Annotated in this window: 15 protein-coding genes; 5 read left to right on the top strand and 10 right to left on the bottom strand. The window is 70.5% G+C overall.

Annotated elements, in window-relative coordinates; translation table 11 throughout:
* Positions 1–55 precede the first annotated feature (55 nt).
* From ACWD4G_RS26380 to ACWD4G_RS26370, 3 genes are all read right to left on the bottom strand, one after another.
* Entirely contained in the window at positions 56–3,202 is a 3,147-nt protein-coding gene (locus tag ACWD4G_RS26380; RefSeq protein WP_451297499.1) for a S8 family serine peptidase, read from the bottom strand.
* Between the two features lie 434 nt (positions 3,203–3,636).
* A complete protein-coding gene (locus tag ACWD4G_RS26375; protein ID WP_451297497.1) occupies positions 3,637–4,269 on the bottom strand; it encodes a 3-oxoacid CoA-transferase subunit B in 633 nt (210 codons plus the stop codon).
* A gap of 1 nt (position 4,270) precedes the next feature.
* Positions 4,271–4,987 (bottom strand): CoA transferase subunit A, encoded by a 717-nt coding sequence (locus tag ACWD4G_RS26370; protein WP_451297495.1) that lies wholly within the window; start codon positions 4,985–4,987, stop codon positions 4,271–4,273.
* Positions 4,988–5,179: 192 nt separating this feature from the next.
* On the opposite strand from ACWD4G_RS26370, the gene ACWD4G_RS26365 reads away from it, so the two are divergent.
* Positions 5,180–5,935 carry an IclR family transcriptional regulator gene (locus ACWD4G_RS26365; RefSeq protein WP_451297493.1) on the top strand — a complete coding sequence of 252 codons (756 nt, stop codon included), beginning with the start codon at positions 5,180–5,182 and terminating at the stop codon, positions 5,933–5,935.
* Positions 5,936–6,575: 640 nt separating this feature from the next.
* Here ACWD4G_RS26365 and ACWD4G_RS26360 read toward each other — a convergent pair.
* From ACWD4G_RS26360 to ACWD4G_RS26340, 5 genes are all read right to left on the bottom strand, one after another.
* Positions 6,576–7,430, bottom strand: a complete 855-nt coding sequence (locus tag ACWD4G_RS26360; protein WP_451297491.1) for a hypothetical protein — start codon at positions 7,428–7,430, stop codon at positions 6,576–6,578.
* A 64-nt stretch (positions 7,431–7,494) separates the two neighbouring features.
* Positions 7,495–8,526: a helix-turn-helix domain-containing protein gene (locus ACWD4G_RS26355; protein WP_451297489.1), complete on the bottom strand. Its 1,032-nt coding sequence runs from the start codon at positions 8,524–8,526 to the stop codon at positions 7,495–7,497.
* Positions 8,527–8,905: 379 nt separating this feature from the next.
* The gene (locus ACWD4G_RS26350; RefSeq protein WP_451297762.1) at positions 8,906–8,989 is read right to left on the bottom strand and encodes a hypothetical protein; all 84 of its coding nucleotides are present in this window, start codon (positions 8,987–8,989) and stop codon (positions 8,906–8,908) included.
* The gene (locus tag ACWD4G_RS26345; RefSeq protein WP_451297777.1) at positions 8,959–9,174 is read right to left on the bottom strand and encodes a hypothetical protein; all 216 of its coding nucleotides are present in this window, start codon (positions 9,172–9,174) and stop codon (positions 8,959–8,961) included. The genes ACWD4G_RS26350 and ACWD4G_RS26345 overlap by 31 nt, the downstream gene beginning before the upstream one ends.
* 29 nt (positions 9,175–9,203) lie before the next feature.
* On the bottom strand, positions 9,204–9,350 hold the full coding sequence (locus tag ACWD4G_RS26340) for a hypothetical protein (RefSeq protein WP_451297487.1): 147 nt from the start codon (positions 9,348–9,350) through the stop codon (positions 9,204–9,206).
* Positions 9,351–9,631: 281 nt separating this feature from the next.
* Between ACWD4G_RS26340 and ACWD4G_RS26335 the strand changes: the two genes are divergently transcribed.
* The 4 genes from ACWD4G_RS26335 (at position 9,632) to ACWD4G_RS26320 (ending at position 12,815) form a co-directional block, all read left to right on the top strand.
* Positions 9,632–10,264, top strand: coding sequence for a hypothetical protein (locus ACWD4G_RS26335; protein WP_451297485.1), 633 nt, complete (start codon positions 9,632–9,634; stop codon positions 10,262–10,264).
* A gap of 751 nt (positions 10,265–11,015) precedes the next feature.
* Positions 11,016–11,600, top strand: a complete 585-nt coding sequence (locus tag ACWD4G_RS26330) for a TetR/AcrR family transcriptional regulator (protein WP_451297483.1) — start codon at positions 11,016–11,018, stop codon at positions 11,598–11,600.
* A gap of 180 nt (positions 11,601–11,780) precedes the next feature.
* Positions 11,781–12,365 carry a TetR/AcrR family transcriptional regulator gene (locus ACWD4G_RS26325; protein WP_451297481.1) on the top strand — a complete coding sequence of 195 codons (585 nt, stop codon included), beginning with the start codon at positions 11,781–11,783 and terminating at the stop codon, positions 12,363–12,365.
* 141 nt (positions 12,366–12,506) lie between these two features.
* Positions 12,507–12,815, top strand: coding sequence for a hypothetical protein (locus ACWD4G_RS26320; protein ID WP_451297479.1), 309 nt, complete (start codon positions 12,507–12,509; stop codon positions 12,813–12,815).
* Between the two features lie 676 nt (positions 12,816–13,491).
* Here ACWD4G_RS26320 and ACWD4G_RS26315 read toward each other — a convergent pair.
* Positions 13,492–14,049 (bottom strand): cytochrome P450, encoded by a 558-nt coding sequence (locus tag ACWD4G_RS26315; protein ID WP_451297477.1) that lies wholly within the window; start codon positions 14,047–14,049, stop codon positions 13,492–13,494.
* A gap of 66 nt (positions 14,050–14,115) precedes the next feature.
* Positions 14,116–14,406 carry a hypothetical protein gene (locus ACWD4G_RS26310; protein WP_451297475.1) on the bottom strand — a complete coding sequence of 97 codons (291 nt, stop codon included), beginning with the start codon at positions 14,404–14,406 and terminating at the stop codon, positions 14,116–14,118.
* Positions 14,407–14,776: the final 370 nt, after the last annotated feature.

Genomic DNA, 14,776 nt, shown 5'->3' with positions numbered 1-14,776 from the left:
AGACGGACCCCGTACACGTTTTTCCACCGGTCGGTGGCCGTCGGCTCTCGCGGGGCTACGGCCTGACGAAGAGCGTCGTACGGCCCACGGTCTCGGTGCCGTCGCCGAAGTCGACGAGCCCGAGGTACAGCTCACCAAAGACGGCTCCCGGCCAGGCGACCGTGACCCGGGGGCGGTCGCCGCCGGTCACCTTCTGGGTGGCGGGGGTGACCTCGCCGGCCGTCCCTGGATCGTCCGGGGAGACGATCCAGGTGTGCAGCGTGAACCGCTGGCTGTCGATGTTCTCCGGCAGCGTGTACTGCACGACGTACACGTCGTAGTCACCCGGCCCCAGGTCGGCGTGGTGGTCGGAGAAGTCGGTCGGGTCGGGGCTGACGATGGTGCCGCCGCTGTCGACGACGTACAGGTCGAGGTCGGAGCCGGGCAGATGGTCCGCCGCGGTGATGGCGACCCGGGCGAACTCGGCGTCCTCGGCGACGTGGAGTCGTGTCTTCGCCACGGCGGGGCCGGTGTGCGGGTCCTCCCAGAAGTAGGACGTGTCCGTGCCGGTCAGCGTGCCGGTGGTCCGCTGTGAGGCGAACAGCCTTGCCCTGGCGGTCAGTTCGCCGGAGAAACCGACCCGCGTGTCCAGCGTCGTGGAACCGCCGTCGGCACTGGCCTCCCGCGGTGCGCTGAAGCGGGCGGCGCGTACGGACAGCGGGCTGGTGACGCGATGGTGGCTGTGGCGGTCGCTCCAGGTGAGGGAGCCCAAGGACCAGGTGTCGTAGGCGGCGTCCTCGCGTGTGAGCGTCACCTTGTAGGCGGCCGAGTCGCCGGGCGCCAGCGTGAGGCGGTCGGGGGTGACCTCCGCCCGGTAGCCGGGCGGGGTCTGGAGCGTCGCACGGTAAGTGGCGGCCTTGGCGGACACGTTGGTGACCGTCCGGGTCACCGTCTGGGTGCCGTACAGGTCACCGATCGAGACGGAGGGGTAGTTGAGGTCGCTCGGGTCCGTCTTCGGGACGGTGGCGCAGGCATCGGTTCCGTCCGCGGTCGCCGGCTGGACGCCGATCGCGCACAGGTACGCCGTCCAGTCGGCCGAGGTCGAGTCGTAGACCAGTCCGGGGTCGGCCGCCCGGGTGGCCCGAGGAGAGCCCGCGCCGTAGTCGAGCGGGGTCGCGGCGACCGTGCCGCCTCCGGCCGTACGGCGCAGGGGATCGCCGTCGTTGTCGGTCGTCGTCGCGGTGGTCATCAGCGCCGACTTGATCTCCATCGGCGACCAGTCCGGGTGCACCTGCTTGAGCAGGGCGGTCAGGCCCGCGATGTGCGGGGCCGCCATCGACGTACCGTTCATGAAGCCGAACTCGCCCGCGTACCCGCCGACATCGCCCGGCACGGTACCCGCCGCGATGTCCCTGCCCGGCGCGGCGATGTCGGGCTTGAGCAGGTCACCGGTGGAGTGGCGGTCGGCGCCGGCGGAGGAGAAGTCGGTGATGACCGGGGCCTTGGTACGGGTGCTCACGGTGGGCGTGAGCTCGGCGGTGGCCCCCTCCGTGGCCGCGTACTCCTTGATCTTCTCGCGGTCCTCGGGACCCACCGTGATCGTGGGGAGCTGGGTGTCGCCGGCCAGGTCCTGAGCGCTGACCGGGGTGTTGGCCACCACCAGCCCCGTGGCGCCCGCCTTCAGCGCCTCCTTGACCCGGTCGTCCCACGTGAAGATGTTCGGACCGCCCCGGTCGCAGACGACGATCTTGCCTCTCGCGCGCTCAGGGTCCAGGGTGCCCGGCGCGCAGTGCGGGGCGCGCTCGGGGTCGGCGTCCGCCTTGGTGACGTCCAGGGCGTTGACCAGGGGGGCACTGGAGGTGCCGAGGGACATGCCGGGTGAGGTGACGCGGCTGCCGTCGCCGAGCACCAGCGAGATCTCGTAGCCGGTGTCGTGGCTCTCGGCGGCGACCGTGGTGACCCACGGGGCGGTCCCTTCCACCGAGTTGGCGAGGCCGGAGTTCCCGGCCGCCGTCACCACGGACACGCCGGCCCTGGCCGCGTTGAACATGGACTCCAGCACGGTGGGCTGCGTGATGTCGCTGCCGATGGAGTAGCTGATGACGTCCACGCCGTCGGCCACGGCCCGCTCGACCGCCGCCGCGGTGTCCACGTCGGGGCATCCGATGCTCCAGCACGCCTTGTAGAAGGCCAGCCGGGACGCGGGTGCGAGACCGCTGAGGCTACCGCTGATGTTGGTGCCCGGTATCGACGCGGGGGTGTCGTAGGCGCCGCCGATCGTGGTGCCTATGTGGGTGCCGTGGCTGTCCATGTCCAACGGCGAGGGCACGTCCACGGGCTGCGGGTCGGGCACGCCCTGACGGAACCAACCGGCGCCGATCACCCGGTTGTTGCAGGTGATCTTGTACTGCGGGGCGCTGCCGTCGCCCTCGTCGCAGTCGCCGTGCCACTTCTTCGCGATGATGTCCGCGTCCGGGCGGGGCTCGGGGAGCGGCGCGAGCATCGGGTTCTTGGTGTCGACCGCGTCGATGACGCCGACGATCACCCCCTCACCGGCGTGCTGCGGCCCGCCGACCTTCGACCACAGGCCCTTCTCGCCGGACAGACCGAGGAAACGGGGGACGTCGGGGAGAGCGGTGGTGTTCTCGGTGGTCGTGTTCTCGGCGGTGGTGTTCTTGGACGTCGCGTTCGCGGCGGTCGTCGTACCCGTTGCCGCCGTCTTCGCCGACGCCGCGTCCTCCGACGGCACCTGATCGATCCGCTTCTGGACCGTGGACCGGGTCACCGACACCACGCCGGGAGTGGCCGCCAGTTCGGCGGCCTGTTCTCCGGTGAGCCGGGCGGCGAAGCCGTTGAACGTGTAGTCGTAGTCGTACAGCTTCTTGACGCCCGGAACCGCGCCCAGCACCTTGTCCCGGCGGTCGTCGAGATAGTTCCGGTACTTCCGCACGGCGGCCGAGCCGGCGTCGAGCCGGTCTCCCGGGGCCGGCATGGTCCGCTTCACCCCGGCCACGCCGCCCTGGTAGGCGGCGACGGGCGCGGCGCTGAGCTTGATCACGTAGATGCCGGCGTCGTACTGCTTCTGCTGCCCCGGGACCGGTGTCCCGATCGTGGCCGCCCGCGCCTGAGCCTGTGTCACAGTCCAGGGAAGCGCGAGGACTCCGGTCAGTGCGGAGCACAGCAGCGTGGCGGTGGCGCTGCGTCGTCTGTGTCTCTGAGTCAACTTGATTCCACATTGGTCGATTTGGCGTGACGTACTACCCCCATACGCACACCCTCACAGGCGCGACCACACAGACGGATCTTGGGATTCGGAATCTCCTTGCTCCGCACCGCACCTTCACGCGGCTCGGGAGATCCCGGTGTCCCGGGCCGCCCGGACACAACAGGGCGAACGGAGACGGCGACCGAGCGCGCGTTCGAGAAGGGCTCGATGCCCCAGCCCCCACCGAAGCGCCCGTAGCCGGAGGCCGCGAAGCCGCCGAAGGGCAGCCCGGGGCTCCAGGCCGGCGGCGAGATCCTCAAGCGGGAGCCGCGCGCCGACGCGTGGGCTCCCTGAATGTCCGGGGCCCTGATACCGCGCCGGTCCACGAGCACATGGAGTACTCCGTGAGTACTCCATGGAGGCGCGCGGCAGGTTCCGCGCTTCGGCGCGGTTCAGGCCGCCGCCACGGGTGCTCCGGTGGCGGCTCGGAGGTCGTCGAGGCCGACCTCCGGGGCGAGTCGGCGTACGACCAGTCCGTCGGTGGTGACGTCGAGGACGGCGAGATCCGTGATGACGCGGTGCACCACACCCAGTCCGGTCAGCGGCAGCGTGCACTCCGTGACGATCTTCGGCGAGCCGTCCCTCGCCACGTGGTCGGTGAGCACGACCACCCGACGGGTGCCGGCCACCAGGTCCATGGCGCCGCCCATGCCCTTGACGAAGCTGCCCGGGACCGTCCAGTTGGCGAGATCCCCGCCGGCGGAGACCTGGAGCGCGCCCAGGATCGCGATGTCCACATGCCCGCCCCGGATCATCGCGAAGCTGGTCGCGGAGTCGAAGACCGAGGCTCCGGGCACGGCGGTGACCGTCTGCTTCCCGGCGTTGATCAGATCCGCGTCCTCCTCGCCGTCGTACGGGAAGGGCCCCATGCCGAGCAGACCGTTCTCGCTCTGCAGCAGCACGTTCACGCCCTCGGGGAGATGATTGGCCACCAGCGTCGGGATACCGATGCCGAGGTTGACGTAGTCGCCGTCCCTGAGTTCGCCCGCGGCGATGGCCGCCATCTCGTCCCGGTTCCAGGGCATGTCAGACCTCCTGTCCGGCGGCATCCGGCTGCCGCACCGTGCGTCGCTCGATCTCCTTGGGCCGGTCGGCGGCCCGGACCACGTGGTCGACGTAGACACCGGGCGTCATCACGTCGTCCGGGTCGAGGTACCCCTCGATCACCACTTCCGCGTCGACCGCCGTGACCCGCCCCGCCGTCGCCACCAGCGGGTTGAAGTTGCGGGCTGTCCGCCGGTAGCGCAGATTGCCGGCCGCGTCCGCGGTGTGCGCGTGCACCAGCGCGAGGTCCGCGACGATGCCGCGCTCCAGAACCCAGGTCTGTCCGTCGAACTCGGCATGGGGCTTGCCCTCGGCCACCAGGGTGCCGACACCGGTCCGGGTGTAGAAACCGGCGATCCCCGCGCCTCCGGCGCGCAGCCGCTCGGCGAGCGTGCCCTGGGGGCAGAACTCGACCTCCAGCGTCTTGTCCAGGTACTGCTGGGCGAACAACGTGTTCTCCCCGACGTACGAGGCGACGACCTTGGACACCTGGTTGTTCTCCAGGAGCAGCCCGAGGCCCTTCCCGTCGATCCCCATGTTGTTCGAGACGATCGTCAGATCGCGTACGCCCGAGTCGCGCACGGCCTCGATGAGGTCGACGGGGTTGCCGGACAGCCCGAAGCCGCCCACCGCGATGGTGATCCCGTCGCGGAGCGTTCCCGCCAGGGCCTCCTCCGCACTGGCTCGCACCATGGTCATGGCCGTCTCCTTCGTAAGATGATCAGCACTCGTCCACTCAGTGAGCACGCACCTTTATCGCAACAGGGCTTGTGCAGGGTCAATCAGTCAGGCCATTTCTCCCGCTCGGCGGACATTCACCGAATATGCGTCCACTGTGTGGACGCTAGGCTGGGAGGTGACAAGGTGCAGCCAGGGAAAGGCCAGGCGTCCATGAGTGAATCGCCGGGTGTCGTGGCACGCGCCGCGGCACTGCTGCGGGAACTGTCCCGCCACACCGCGTCGGGCGCCACGACGACCCAGATCGCCGAGGATGCCCGTCTGCCACGTGCCACGGCACATCGACTGCTCGAATCGCTGGCGGCGGAAGGGCTGGTGGACCGCGACGCGCGCTCGGGGCGCTGGTTCCTCGGCCCGGAGACCTATGTGCTCGGCATGGCGTCGGCGGCACGCTACGACCTCACCAACGAGGCACGCGGCAGTGTGCTCCGGCTGGCCAGGGAGACCGGTGAGAGCGCGTTCTTCTCGGTCCGTCGCGGTGACGAGACCGTGGTGCTCCTGAGAGAGGACGGCGACTTCCCTATCCGCTCCTACGTGCTCCACGAAGGCGCCCGCTTCCCGCTGGGTGTCGCCTCGGCCGGTATCGCGATCCTGGCCTACCTTCCGGACCGCCAGGTGGACGACTACCTGCGGAAGGCGAACCTGGCCGGGCGGTGGGGCGACCCGTACTCGGATGCGCGAGTCAGGGAGCGGCTGACGGCGACCCGCGCGCACGGCTGGGCACTCAACCCCGGACTGATCGTCGAGGGTTCGTGGGGCATGGCGGCCGCGGTGTTCGACAGCGCCGGGGCTCCTGGCTGGGCGCTGACGCTCACCGGAATCGAGCCGCGCTTCCGCCCCGATCGTCAGGAGGTCCTGGGCCGTCTGCTCCTGGAGGAGGCACACCGGCTCACGAAGCACGTGGGCTGAGGACGCGTGGAAGAAGTCATGTGGGCTGAGGACGCGTGGAAGAGGTACGGACAGGCCACCCGCGGGAACAAACGGCCATAGGCCCTGGACGAGTCGCTCTGCCGGGTGGGGCGATGTGCTGCTGCCGTCGCAGATCTCGCAGATCGGGAAGCGGCCACTGATCGGCCGCGGAAACCGATGGGACCGCTGCCGCACCGGATCGCGTTGGTGACCGGTTCCCTCACCACCGGCTCCGTCGTGAACGCCGCTCCTCCAGCCGCCACCTGCCGAGCCGCTCGCCCCCTGCGACTCGCCGGTGCGCGGTGCCGCGAGCACCGCGTCTCCGTGATCCTCCGGCGCCGTTCGCAGGGGTCCCGGTCGCGGGGTCCGGCATGCCGGGAACCCCGGCCGCCGAGCGGACCGGGGTCCTCGTTCCACGTGTTCAAGCCATGGTGGCGGACCCGTCCGGCCTGAGGCGGAGCGGGTGTCGCCATGGACCGGAGCGGTCAGCCGGGGAAGGCCTCTTCATGAGTTCCCCTCACAGGGGTGACAGACGCGGCAATGCCGGCTGTTCGTCACGACTCGCCACGCCCCAGACCCTGGTGGAACCGTCCACGCACATGCCCTGCGCTTCCGGATGGCCCCCTTGTTCTGCCGGACATCAGGCGGACGGCGTGAAGGTCGGCTCGGGCGGAGTCTGTCCGGGGATGACGCCGGTCGTGATCGACGCGAGGTAGCCGAGTTCCGGACGGTGCGCACGGAGCGGCCGGACGTCCATCGTGGACTTCTCGCCGCCGTAGTTGAGGTAGCCGATGTCCTCCTCGTTGGGGATCCGCCTGGTCCCGGTGTGCCGCACGTACGGCTCCATGAGCGCGACCTTCTTGTTGATCTCCTCGGGGAAGTAGAGCTGACCCGTGTGCACCTCCAGCCCGTCGACATGCACGGTGATGTGGATGTGGACGGCGCGGCCGCAGTACCAGCCCGGGTAGATGGAGCGGAAGCGCACCTCGCCGCGCCGGTTGGCGATCTGCATGCCCCGCTGGAACCTGGAGGAGTCAGTCGGCTCGCGGTGTGTCGCGCCGTTCGGTGGAAGGTCGGGATCGACGTCCAGGTGTCCCGAGTAGTAGCCACCCGCGTCGCACATCCACACCTCCACCTCCGCCCCGGGAATGGGGGTGCACTCGGTGCCGTGCACGATGACGATCCGCGTCTCCAGGGGCAGGCCTTCACGGTCCTCGGCGATGTTCCGCCGGATCAGGTCCTCGTCGATGTAGTACGGCCCCTCCGTCACCTCGGGTGCCAGGACACAGGAGGGCGGTGTGGTCGCGGGCGTCTTGGTGCGCGAGGTTGCGGCGGCACTCGCCTGGGACGGTGAGGCGGCTCCCACCAGCCCCAGGCCGGCGGCGCCGATGCCGAGCGCCGCGAGGACCGTACGGCGTTCCATCTTCCTGCCCGGCTCGTTGTGCGCCGGTTCGCCGGTGTCGTGTGCCTGCGGTGGCGTGTTGTGAGAAGTCATGGCCGGGAGCCTAGGAAAATCCGTTTGACTGTCTCTTGACGTCTGGACCGGAAGTAAGTGGAGATCACTCCACCGGATCGGGCCAGTCGGTGCGCTCCCAGATGAACGGGTCGGCGCCGCGCCTGCACCGCCACGCCCGCAGCTCCCTCTCGACCTCCGCCAGGGCCTGCCGGGCCTCGGAACCAGGAGCCGGTGGCGCCATCCCGCACAGCACGTCCCGCAGCACCCACAACCAGGTTTTGCGGGTCGGCGTCAGATGTACGGCCAGCCGGGGCTGCTCGAACTGCCAGCGGTGCAGCGCGAGCAGGGCGGAGGGGGTGCCCGCGTAGCAGACCAGGTGCAGTTCCGTGTCCGCTTCCCTGGTCATCGTCAAGCGGTGCAGAAACGCCGTGAACCCGGGGGTCGGGCGGCCTCCGGCGGTCGGCTCCCGCTCGGCCGCGGAGGCGAGGAGGGCGAGAGCGGTGGCAAAGCGCCCGGCGCCGCCGTCCGCGGCTTCGGAGGGTTCCGCGGGGCTGTTCTCGGGAGGAGAGCCGACCAGGCCGGCCACGGTCTTCGGGCCCGACGTGCTCCGGAGCGCGAGAACGGAGAGTGCCTCGTTCGTATAGATCGCTCTCGGCACGATGGGCGGCTGCCCGCTGTCCGAAGCGTGGCCGGGCGCGGGTGCGACCGACCGGGCGTCGGCACCCGGCGTGATTCCATGGGCGCGCCAGATGCGCGCCACCGTCGAAGCCGACACCCCGGCCCGCTGGGCCAGCGTCCGTTTGGACCAGTTCCCGCCGAACGGTGGCGGCTCGTGGCGGGTGATGTGCAACACCTCGGCGACCGTCGCGTCCTCGATCCTGCGCGGCGCCCCTGACCTGGGGCGATCCCGCAACCCCGCCAGCCCCTCCGCCGCGTACCGTCTGAGCCACTTGTCCACCGTCTGCGCGGAGACCCCGAATCTGCGGGCGACCTCGGCCTGCGTCGCCCCGGCCGCCGAGGCCAACACGATGTGGCAGCGCAGTACTTGTGCCTGCGGCGTCGACGCGCCGTTGCTCAGCCGGACCAACTGGGCGCGCTGCCCGGAGGTGAGTTCTCGCACGGGGTCGGGAGTCATCGATGCCACTCACAATCGCTACTAAGGGACTTCTGGTCCACCCTTGTCGGCGGCCCCTGAGACGTACGGCACACGCCGCACCGCACGAGGCCCGCAACAGAAGGACTCATCTGTGCGGGGGGGGGAAGCTCGGAGCGTGCGTCCGGTGACGGCTTCCGCTTCCTGGGCAAGGGGCAGGCCACCGTGCACATCTCCCTGGTGAACGACCAGTTCAACCCTGGAGGTGCCCGATGGCCTCGTCCCAGTCCGACCTGCGACGCCTGCTGGAGTCACCGCGCACGGCGGACGGGATCGGCCGATGTCCCGGAAGCCGACCGTGCTTCCGGGACATCGGCGCCGGGATGAGCGGAGCGTGCCGGTCATCCCTGGGGGCGGGAGGTCAGTCCGCCCATGGCAGCAGGACCACCTTGCCCGTGGTCTGCCGGTTCTCGATCAACCGGTGTGCTTCGGCTGCCGCCGACAGCGGCAGTCGGCGGCCGGTGTCGAGCCGCAGCCGTCCCATGCGGACGGTTCGGTCAGCTCGTGGAGTGCCTGCCTCATCTCGTCACGGGCGTGGGCCTGGTAGTAGTACAGGCTGAACAGGCCCAGCGACTGGTTCATCAGGAGCCGACCGGCCGCGGTCTCGGCCACCAGGTCGACGGCCGGCATCTCGCCGTTCGCCGTCCCGCACCCGGCGATCAGCTGGCGCAGCGGCTTGCGGCCGTCACCCGCGGTGGGGCTGCGCTGCTTGTAGTTCTCGGCGAGCCAACGGTCGAGGCGGAGGGGTGCTTGTCACCGAGCAGTTCCGTGGCGGCCTTCAGGACGATGGCCTTGATGTCACTCATGATTCTCCCCTTGCGGTAGGTCGTGCGACGCCTCGGAACAAAAGGCGTCTGACGAGTGTCAGATTACTCGAAATCTGACACTCGTCAAGTAAGGCATGACACATCCCCACGGAGCCGACCCGGACCCAGGACCCCCTCGCCGCGACGAGAACGAGGCCGTCGCCAGCCCGGAACGCGAGGCACCTCTTTCACGGACAGATCTATGAGGCAGATTGACCCATAGCCCTTCATTGGTACATGCTGTCTCACAGACGAGAGCAGCCATCCCGAGGAGCCAGGTCATGTCCATGAACGAGCACGCCGTCGCCCTCCGCTTCACCGACCGCGCCGCCGCCTACCAGGCCTTCGGCGACCTCACGCGCCTCAGCTCCGACACCGCCGAGGTCCGCGGCGCCGTCCTGGTCGAGCGCGTGGAGGACGGCACGGTCCGTGTCCCCGCGGTCCTGGAGACCGAGCCGGGGCGGAACACGGCGGTCGGCGGACTGGTCGGCTCACTGATGGACATCCTCGGTGGGCCCCTCGGACCGGTGATGGGCTGGGGCATCGGGGCGGTGATCGGAGGAGGCTACGGCCACCGGCAGGCCCCCGAGGCCGCCGAGGCCACCGAGATCGCCAGCGCGGTCGGAGCCTTCACGCCGCACGTCCCGCCGGGCGGGACGGCCCTCCTCGCCGAGGTCGGGGAATCCGACACCGAGGCCCTGAACCTGCTGGCCATGACCTACGGCGCCGTACTGGAGCGCCGCCCGGCGGACACCGTACGGGCCGAGCTGAAGGCGATGGCAGAGGACGCCGAGCTGATCAGGAAGCGGCAGGCGAAGGCCAGGCGCGACCGCAAGCGCGCCGAGGCCGCGAAGAGGTCGGGGTGGCGTGGCGTGAGCGTGAACGTGGGCGCGACGCCGCAGCTCGCCGCGTAACCGCCACGAGCTCCACGGACGCGGGGCGGTGACCGCAGATCGGTCCAACTCCCCCCCGCCCCGCACAGTCAGGGCGGGCTGTCCCCCCGGCCCGCCCTGGCTGCTGCCACCCCGACGGCCGCGATGACGACGGAGGGCCGTGTCGCCGGCCCCGGGGTGGCAGTTCGCCGTGCGGCCGACACATCTCCCACAGACGTGGGGCAACACCCCCCTGCCCCGCGCGGTGGAGGCGGGCCGAACCGGGTCCGCCCCCACCGGCGTGTCCGCCACCGACCGGTCATCGACGGCGACGCCACCTGACGGCCGGTGACGCCCGCCCCGGGCGGCCAGGCACCCGGACCCGCAGGCGGACGTCCGGGATCTTGGTCCAGTCGTACTACGCCACCAAGCCGCTCGACCATCCGTACGACCTCGACGTCACCGTGTACGGCGCCTCCTGGCCCGGCCCCGTAACCGTGCCCGAAACCAAGCCCGGCGCCTCGACCGCCGCCCCCGGAAGGCGACGGGCGACTACGCGCCCGCGTAGGGCGCACCGCTGGGTTCGCCGAGGAAGGTCGCACCATAAGGGACCCGCACACGAACCAGGTGCCCGGGACGGCTTCGGCTGCCCCGGGCACCTGGCATCGTGCGGGGCGGAGTGTCACGAGGGAATGAAGACGGGCGCCGCCCGACCTCTCTGTGAGACGCTGCGCTTCGGAGATTCTCTCCGGATCAGTCCGTCTCAGATATCGCTTTCGCGAAGAGGTGTTCAATGTCCCTGGCCAGCGCCGACCCCCGCGCTCTCCGCAGCCGCGCCGCCGCCCTCGCCGCGGCCACCGAGCTGCTGGTCGAAGGAGGGCCGGAACGAGTCACCCACGCCGCCGTGGCCGAACGTGCCGGTATCGGCCGGGCCACCGTCTACCGGCACTGGCCCGACGTCCAGTCCCTCCTCCTCGACACCCTCACCACCGAGGCCAGTCCCCTGCTCATGCTCGGCGACGGGCCGATCCGCGACGCACTGGTCACCGAACTCCGGCGGCAGATCCACTGGCTCAACCAGCCGGTCTCCGCGTCGGTCGTCGCCGCGGTCATCGAACGTGCCGAACGGGACGAGGGGGTACGGCGCATCCGCGAGGAGATGTTCGGCCGCGCCGACGAACATTTCGTCAGCCGCCTCGACACCGCCGTCGAGCGCGGTGAACTCCGCCCCGGCGCCCAGGACCACGAGAGAGAGCTCGTCTCCCGCATCATCGGCCCGCTCCTCTTCCAGCGGTTCATGCTGGGGGCACGGCTCGACGACGACATGGTCGTCCGGACGGTCGACATGGCACTGGCGCCCTGGTTGCCAGACGCGTGAAGACTGCCCGTCGCCACACCGAACGGCGACGAGGGAGCCGAGTCGTACGGGCGGATTTGCCGCCGCCCTGGGCACAGGCGTGCATCCGTGCATCCTCCAACCAATCTGTGAGACAATCTGTAGCAGAAATGAAATTCGAGTCGATGGGTCTCATAGATTTCTTGCGAAAGAGGTGTGCCGATGCCCAGGACCAGCGTCGATCCCCGCATCCTGCGCAGTCGCACCGCCGCCCTGGCTGCCGCCACCGACCTGCTGATCGAGGGCGGTCCGGAGCGGGTCACCCACGCCGCCGTCGCCGAGCGGGCGGGAATCGGCCGGGCAACCGTCTACCGGCACTGGCCCGACCCGCACTCCCTGCTCCTCGGCACCTTGACGGATATCGCCCGCCCCCCGTTCGCCCTCGGTGACGGCCCCGTCCGTGCCCAACTGATCACCTACCTCCAGGGACAGGCCGACTGGCTCAACCACGCGGTCTCCGCCTCGGTCATCGCCACCGTCATCGAGCGGGCCGACCGGGACGAGGGGGTACGGCGCATCCGCGAGGAGATGTTCGGCCGCGCCGACGAACACCTCGCGAGCGCGCTCACCGTCGCCGTCGAACGCGGCGAACTCCGTCCCGGCGTAGGGGGGAGCGTCAGGGGGCTGGTCTCCCGAATCCTGGGCCCCCTGCTGTTCCGGCGTTTCGTGCTCGGCGCGCACATCGACGACGACATGGTCCTGCGCGAGGTCGACATGGCACTCGCGCCCTGGACGACGACGGCCTGACGAGGCACGACCTGACGTGACGTACGACGACGTGACGTACGGCGCGGGCTGACGGGGCATGACCACGGCCTGGCGTGAGGCACGACGACGGAAGCCCAGCCGTGGCACGGAAGGGGAGGGGAGTCCCTGCTCGCACATGGGGTGCCACCGCGGTCCCTCCACCAGCAGGACCAGTTCGAAGGGCGGGCCGACGACGACCGCGCCGCTCCGCCCGGTGAGGAGATGGGCGATCCGTTCCTTGACGTGGCCGCCGACGAGTACCAACTCATCACGCCCGAAGCCCCGTTGCCCTGTTTCGCGCTCTCGCTCGGCAGTGTGGAGGCGACGACGTACCACGTGGGGCGCGTCGCTTTCGGCCGTAACCGCCCGCACCAGCAATCCGGCGGCTCGGCGGGAGTTCCCCGAGGCGATCGCACGGGCACCGTACGGATCGAGGAAGTCACACCGTAGGACCCGCACACGCCAGGCGGCCGGGGCAGGAGCGAGGAAGCCGAGGTGGAGCAGGAGGTCGACGCACGTCAAGGAGCCGCGCCGCCCCAGGTCTGGGTGCACTCCGCGTATCCGGACACGTTCTGCAGAGCCGCCTTGCACTCGGCCTCGATGTTGCAGTACGTGGCGGCCTGGGCGGAGGCGGTGACTCCCAGGGGGACACCCGTGGCAGTCTGTTGCGTGGGAGACGTTGGCCCCGCGGTGGGGCCGGAAGGGTCCGCCTGCGGTGGTGTCGCCCGCCAGCTTCCCGAAGGAAGGCCGGCACCCCTCCCACTGTGAGACAGTTTGTATCAATGATGCTCGGTGAGTCAACCAGTCTCATAGGCTGCCTTGTGGAAGATTCACGGAAGAGCTGTGTCGACGTCCTGGAGGTCATGGAGACCCCCGCGCTCGCCGCAGCACCGCCGCCCCAGTGGCCGCCACGGAGCTTCTCGTCGAGGCCGGTCCCGGGCGCGTCACGAATGCCGCCGTGGCCGAACCCGCTGCCAGGGTTTCGGTCCCGGCGAAGGAGATCCAGCCGCGCCATGCCTCCCGCACCGCGTGCCGGTGGACGCCCGGCCCGGAAGCGGACGTGATCGCGGGCCGTGGTCCGCCTCCGTGAAGTTCTTCGCGGCCGGTATCACCAGGCCACGGGCAGCTACCGCACCCCGTGAATCGCGCGTCCTTCGAACGCGTACTCCTCCGCAGCGGGCCCGGTCAGGCGCAGTCCGGGCAGCCGGTGGAACGGCATGGGCAACGCGATCTGGAGTTCGGCGCGGGCGAGTGACTGGCCGAGGCAGTGACGGAGGCCGTGACCGAAGGCCAGGTGCCGGTCGGCGTCCCGGGTGAGGTCGAGCGTGTCCGGGTCGGCGAAGACCGCGGGGTCCCGGTTGGCCGCCTGCAGGGCGACCACCACACCCTCGCCGGCCCGGATGGTGACGCCGCCGACCCCGACGTCCTCGGTGGCGACGCGGCGCATGCCGATGTGGACGACGATGAGGGAGCGCGGGAGTTCCTCCACGGCCCCGGGGACGAGGTCCTCGTCCGCGCGCAGTGCGGCCAGTTGGTCGGGGTACCGCAGCAGGCCGACGACGCCGAGGGAGAGCATGCCGGCGGTCGTCTCGTGCCCCGCGATGAGGAACTGGACGAGCAGCCCGGCGGCCTCCACGGCACTCGCCTCGCCGGTGGCGGCCCGCTCGGTGGCGAGCTTGCTCATCAGATCGTCGCCGGGTTCCCGTGACTTGGCGGCCAGCAGTTGCTGGAGGCAGCCGAAGAGCGCGCCTCAGCCGGCGCGCATCGCCTCCGGTCCGGCCGTGACGGTCGCGAACGCGGCGGCGTGCCGGTTGATGAAGTCGCGGTCCTCGTAGGGCACTCCGAGCAGTTCGCAGATGACCAGGAGCGGCAGCGGCAGAGTGAAGTGCTCGACGAGGTCGGCGGGTCGCTCCTGTTCGGCGAGACCGTCGAGGAGTTTCGCGGTGATGTTCCGGATGGCGGGCCGCAGTTGTTCGACCCGGCGGAAGGTGAACTCGGGGATGAGCATGCGGCGCAGCCGGGTGTGGTCGGGCGGGTCCATGGCGAACAGCTGGCCGCGCGTGGTCGGTGGTGGCGTCGGCTGGAGTCCGGGGAAGCCGGGCCGAGGGTTCCGCGAACTGAACCGCGCGTCGCTGAGGACGGCGCGGGCGTCCTCGTGGCGGGTGACGAGCCAGGGGTGGGTGTCTGCCCACAGGGTGATCCTGGCGAGGCGGCCAGGCCGTCGCGGCCGTGCGGCCGCAGGTGTTCGGGCAGGACCGTCCAGGTGCAGGTCTCGACCTCGATGTGCTCGCGGACGGCCCGCGGGCCGCCGAGCAGCTCTTCCGGAGCGACGGCCAGTTCGGGCGCGGTGGTGCGCAGGGGTGGTTCGGGCTCGGCGCGGAGCGGCGCGTGGACGTGCGCCTGCCAGGCGG

It is taken from the genome of Streptomyces sp. NPDC002643, assembly GCF_053592555.1.
Note: the sequence above shows the minus strand (reverse complement) of the source record. Positions and strands in the feature narration are given on the sequence as shown.

Excerpts from the sequence above, each read along its gene's own strand:
- ACWD4G_RS26365 (WP_451297493.1), top strand. The coding sequence starts at position 5,180 with ATGAGTGAATCGCCGGGTGTCGTGGCACGCGCCGCGGCACTGCTGCGG.
- ACWD4G_RS26325 (WP_451297481.1), top strand. The coding sequence starts at position 11,781 with ATGCCCAGGACCAGCGTCGATCCCCGCATCCTGCGCAGTCGCACCGCC.
- ACWD4G_RS26335 (WP_451297485.1), top strand. The coding sequence starts at position 9,632 with ATGTCCATGAACGAGCACGCCGTCGCCCTCCGCTTCACCGACCGCGCC.
- ACWD4G_RS26330 (WP_451297483.1), top strand. The coding sequence starts at position 11,016 with ATGTCCCTGGCCAGCGCCGACCCCCGCGCTCTCCGCAGCCGCGCCGCC.
- ACWD4G_RS26375 (WP_451297497.1), bottom strand. The coding sequence starts at position 4,269 with ATGCCCTGGAACCGGGACGAGATGGCGGCCATCGCCGCGGGCGAACTC.
- ACWD4G_RS26345 (WP_451297777.1), bottom strand. The coding sequence starts at position 9,174 with ATGCCGGCCGTCGACCTGGTGGCCGAGACCGCGGCCGGTCGGCTCCTG.
- ACWD4G_RS26315 (WP_451297477.1), bottom strand. The coding sequence starts at position 14,049 with ATGAGCAAGCTCGCCACCGAGCGGGCCGCCACCGGCGAGGCGAGTGCC.
- ACWD4G_RS26340 (WP_451297487.1), bottom strand. The coding sequence starts at position 9,350 with ATGAGTGACATCAAGGCCATCGTCCTGAAGGCCGCCACGGAACTGCTC.
- ACWD4G_RS26355 (WP_451297489.1), bottom strand. The coding sequence starts at position 8,526 with ATGACTCCCGACCCCGTGCGAGAACTCACCTCCGGGCAGCGCGCCCAG.
- ACWD4G_RS26360 (WP_451297491.1), bottom strand. The coding sequence starts at position 7,430 with ATGACTTCTCACAACACGCCACCGCAGGCACACGACACCGGCGAACCG.
- ACWD4G_RS26310 (WP_451297475.1), bottom strand. The coding sequence starts at position 14,406 with ATGGACCCGCCCGACCACACCCGGCTGCGCCGCATGCTCATCCCCGAG.
- ACWD4G_RS26370 (WP_451297495.1), bottom strand. The coding sequence starts at position 4,987 with ATGACCATGGTGCGAGCCAGTGCGGAGGAGGCCCTGGCGGGAACGCTC.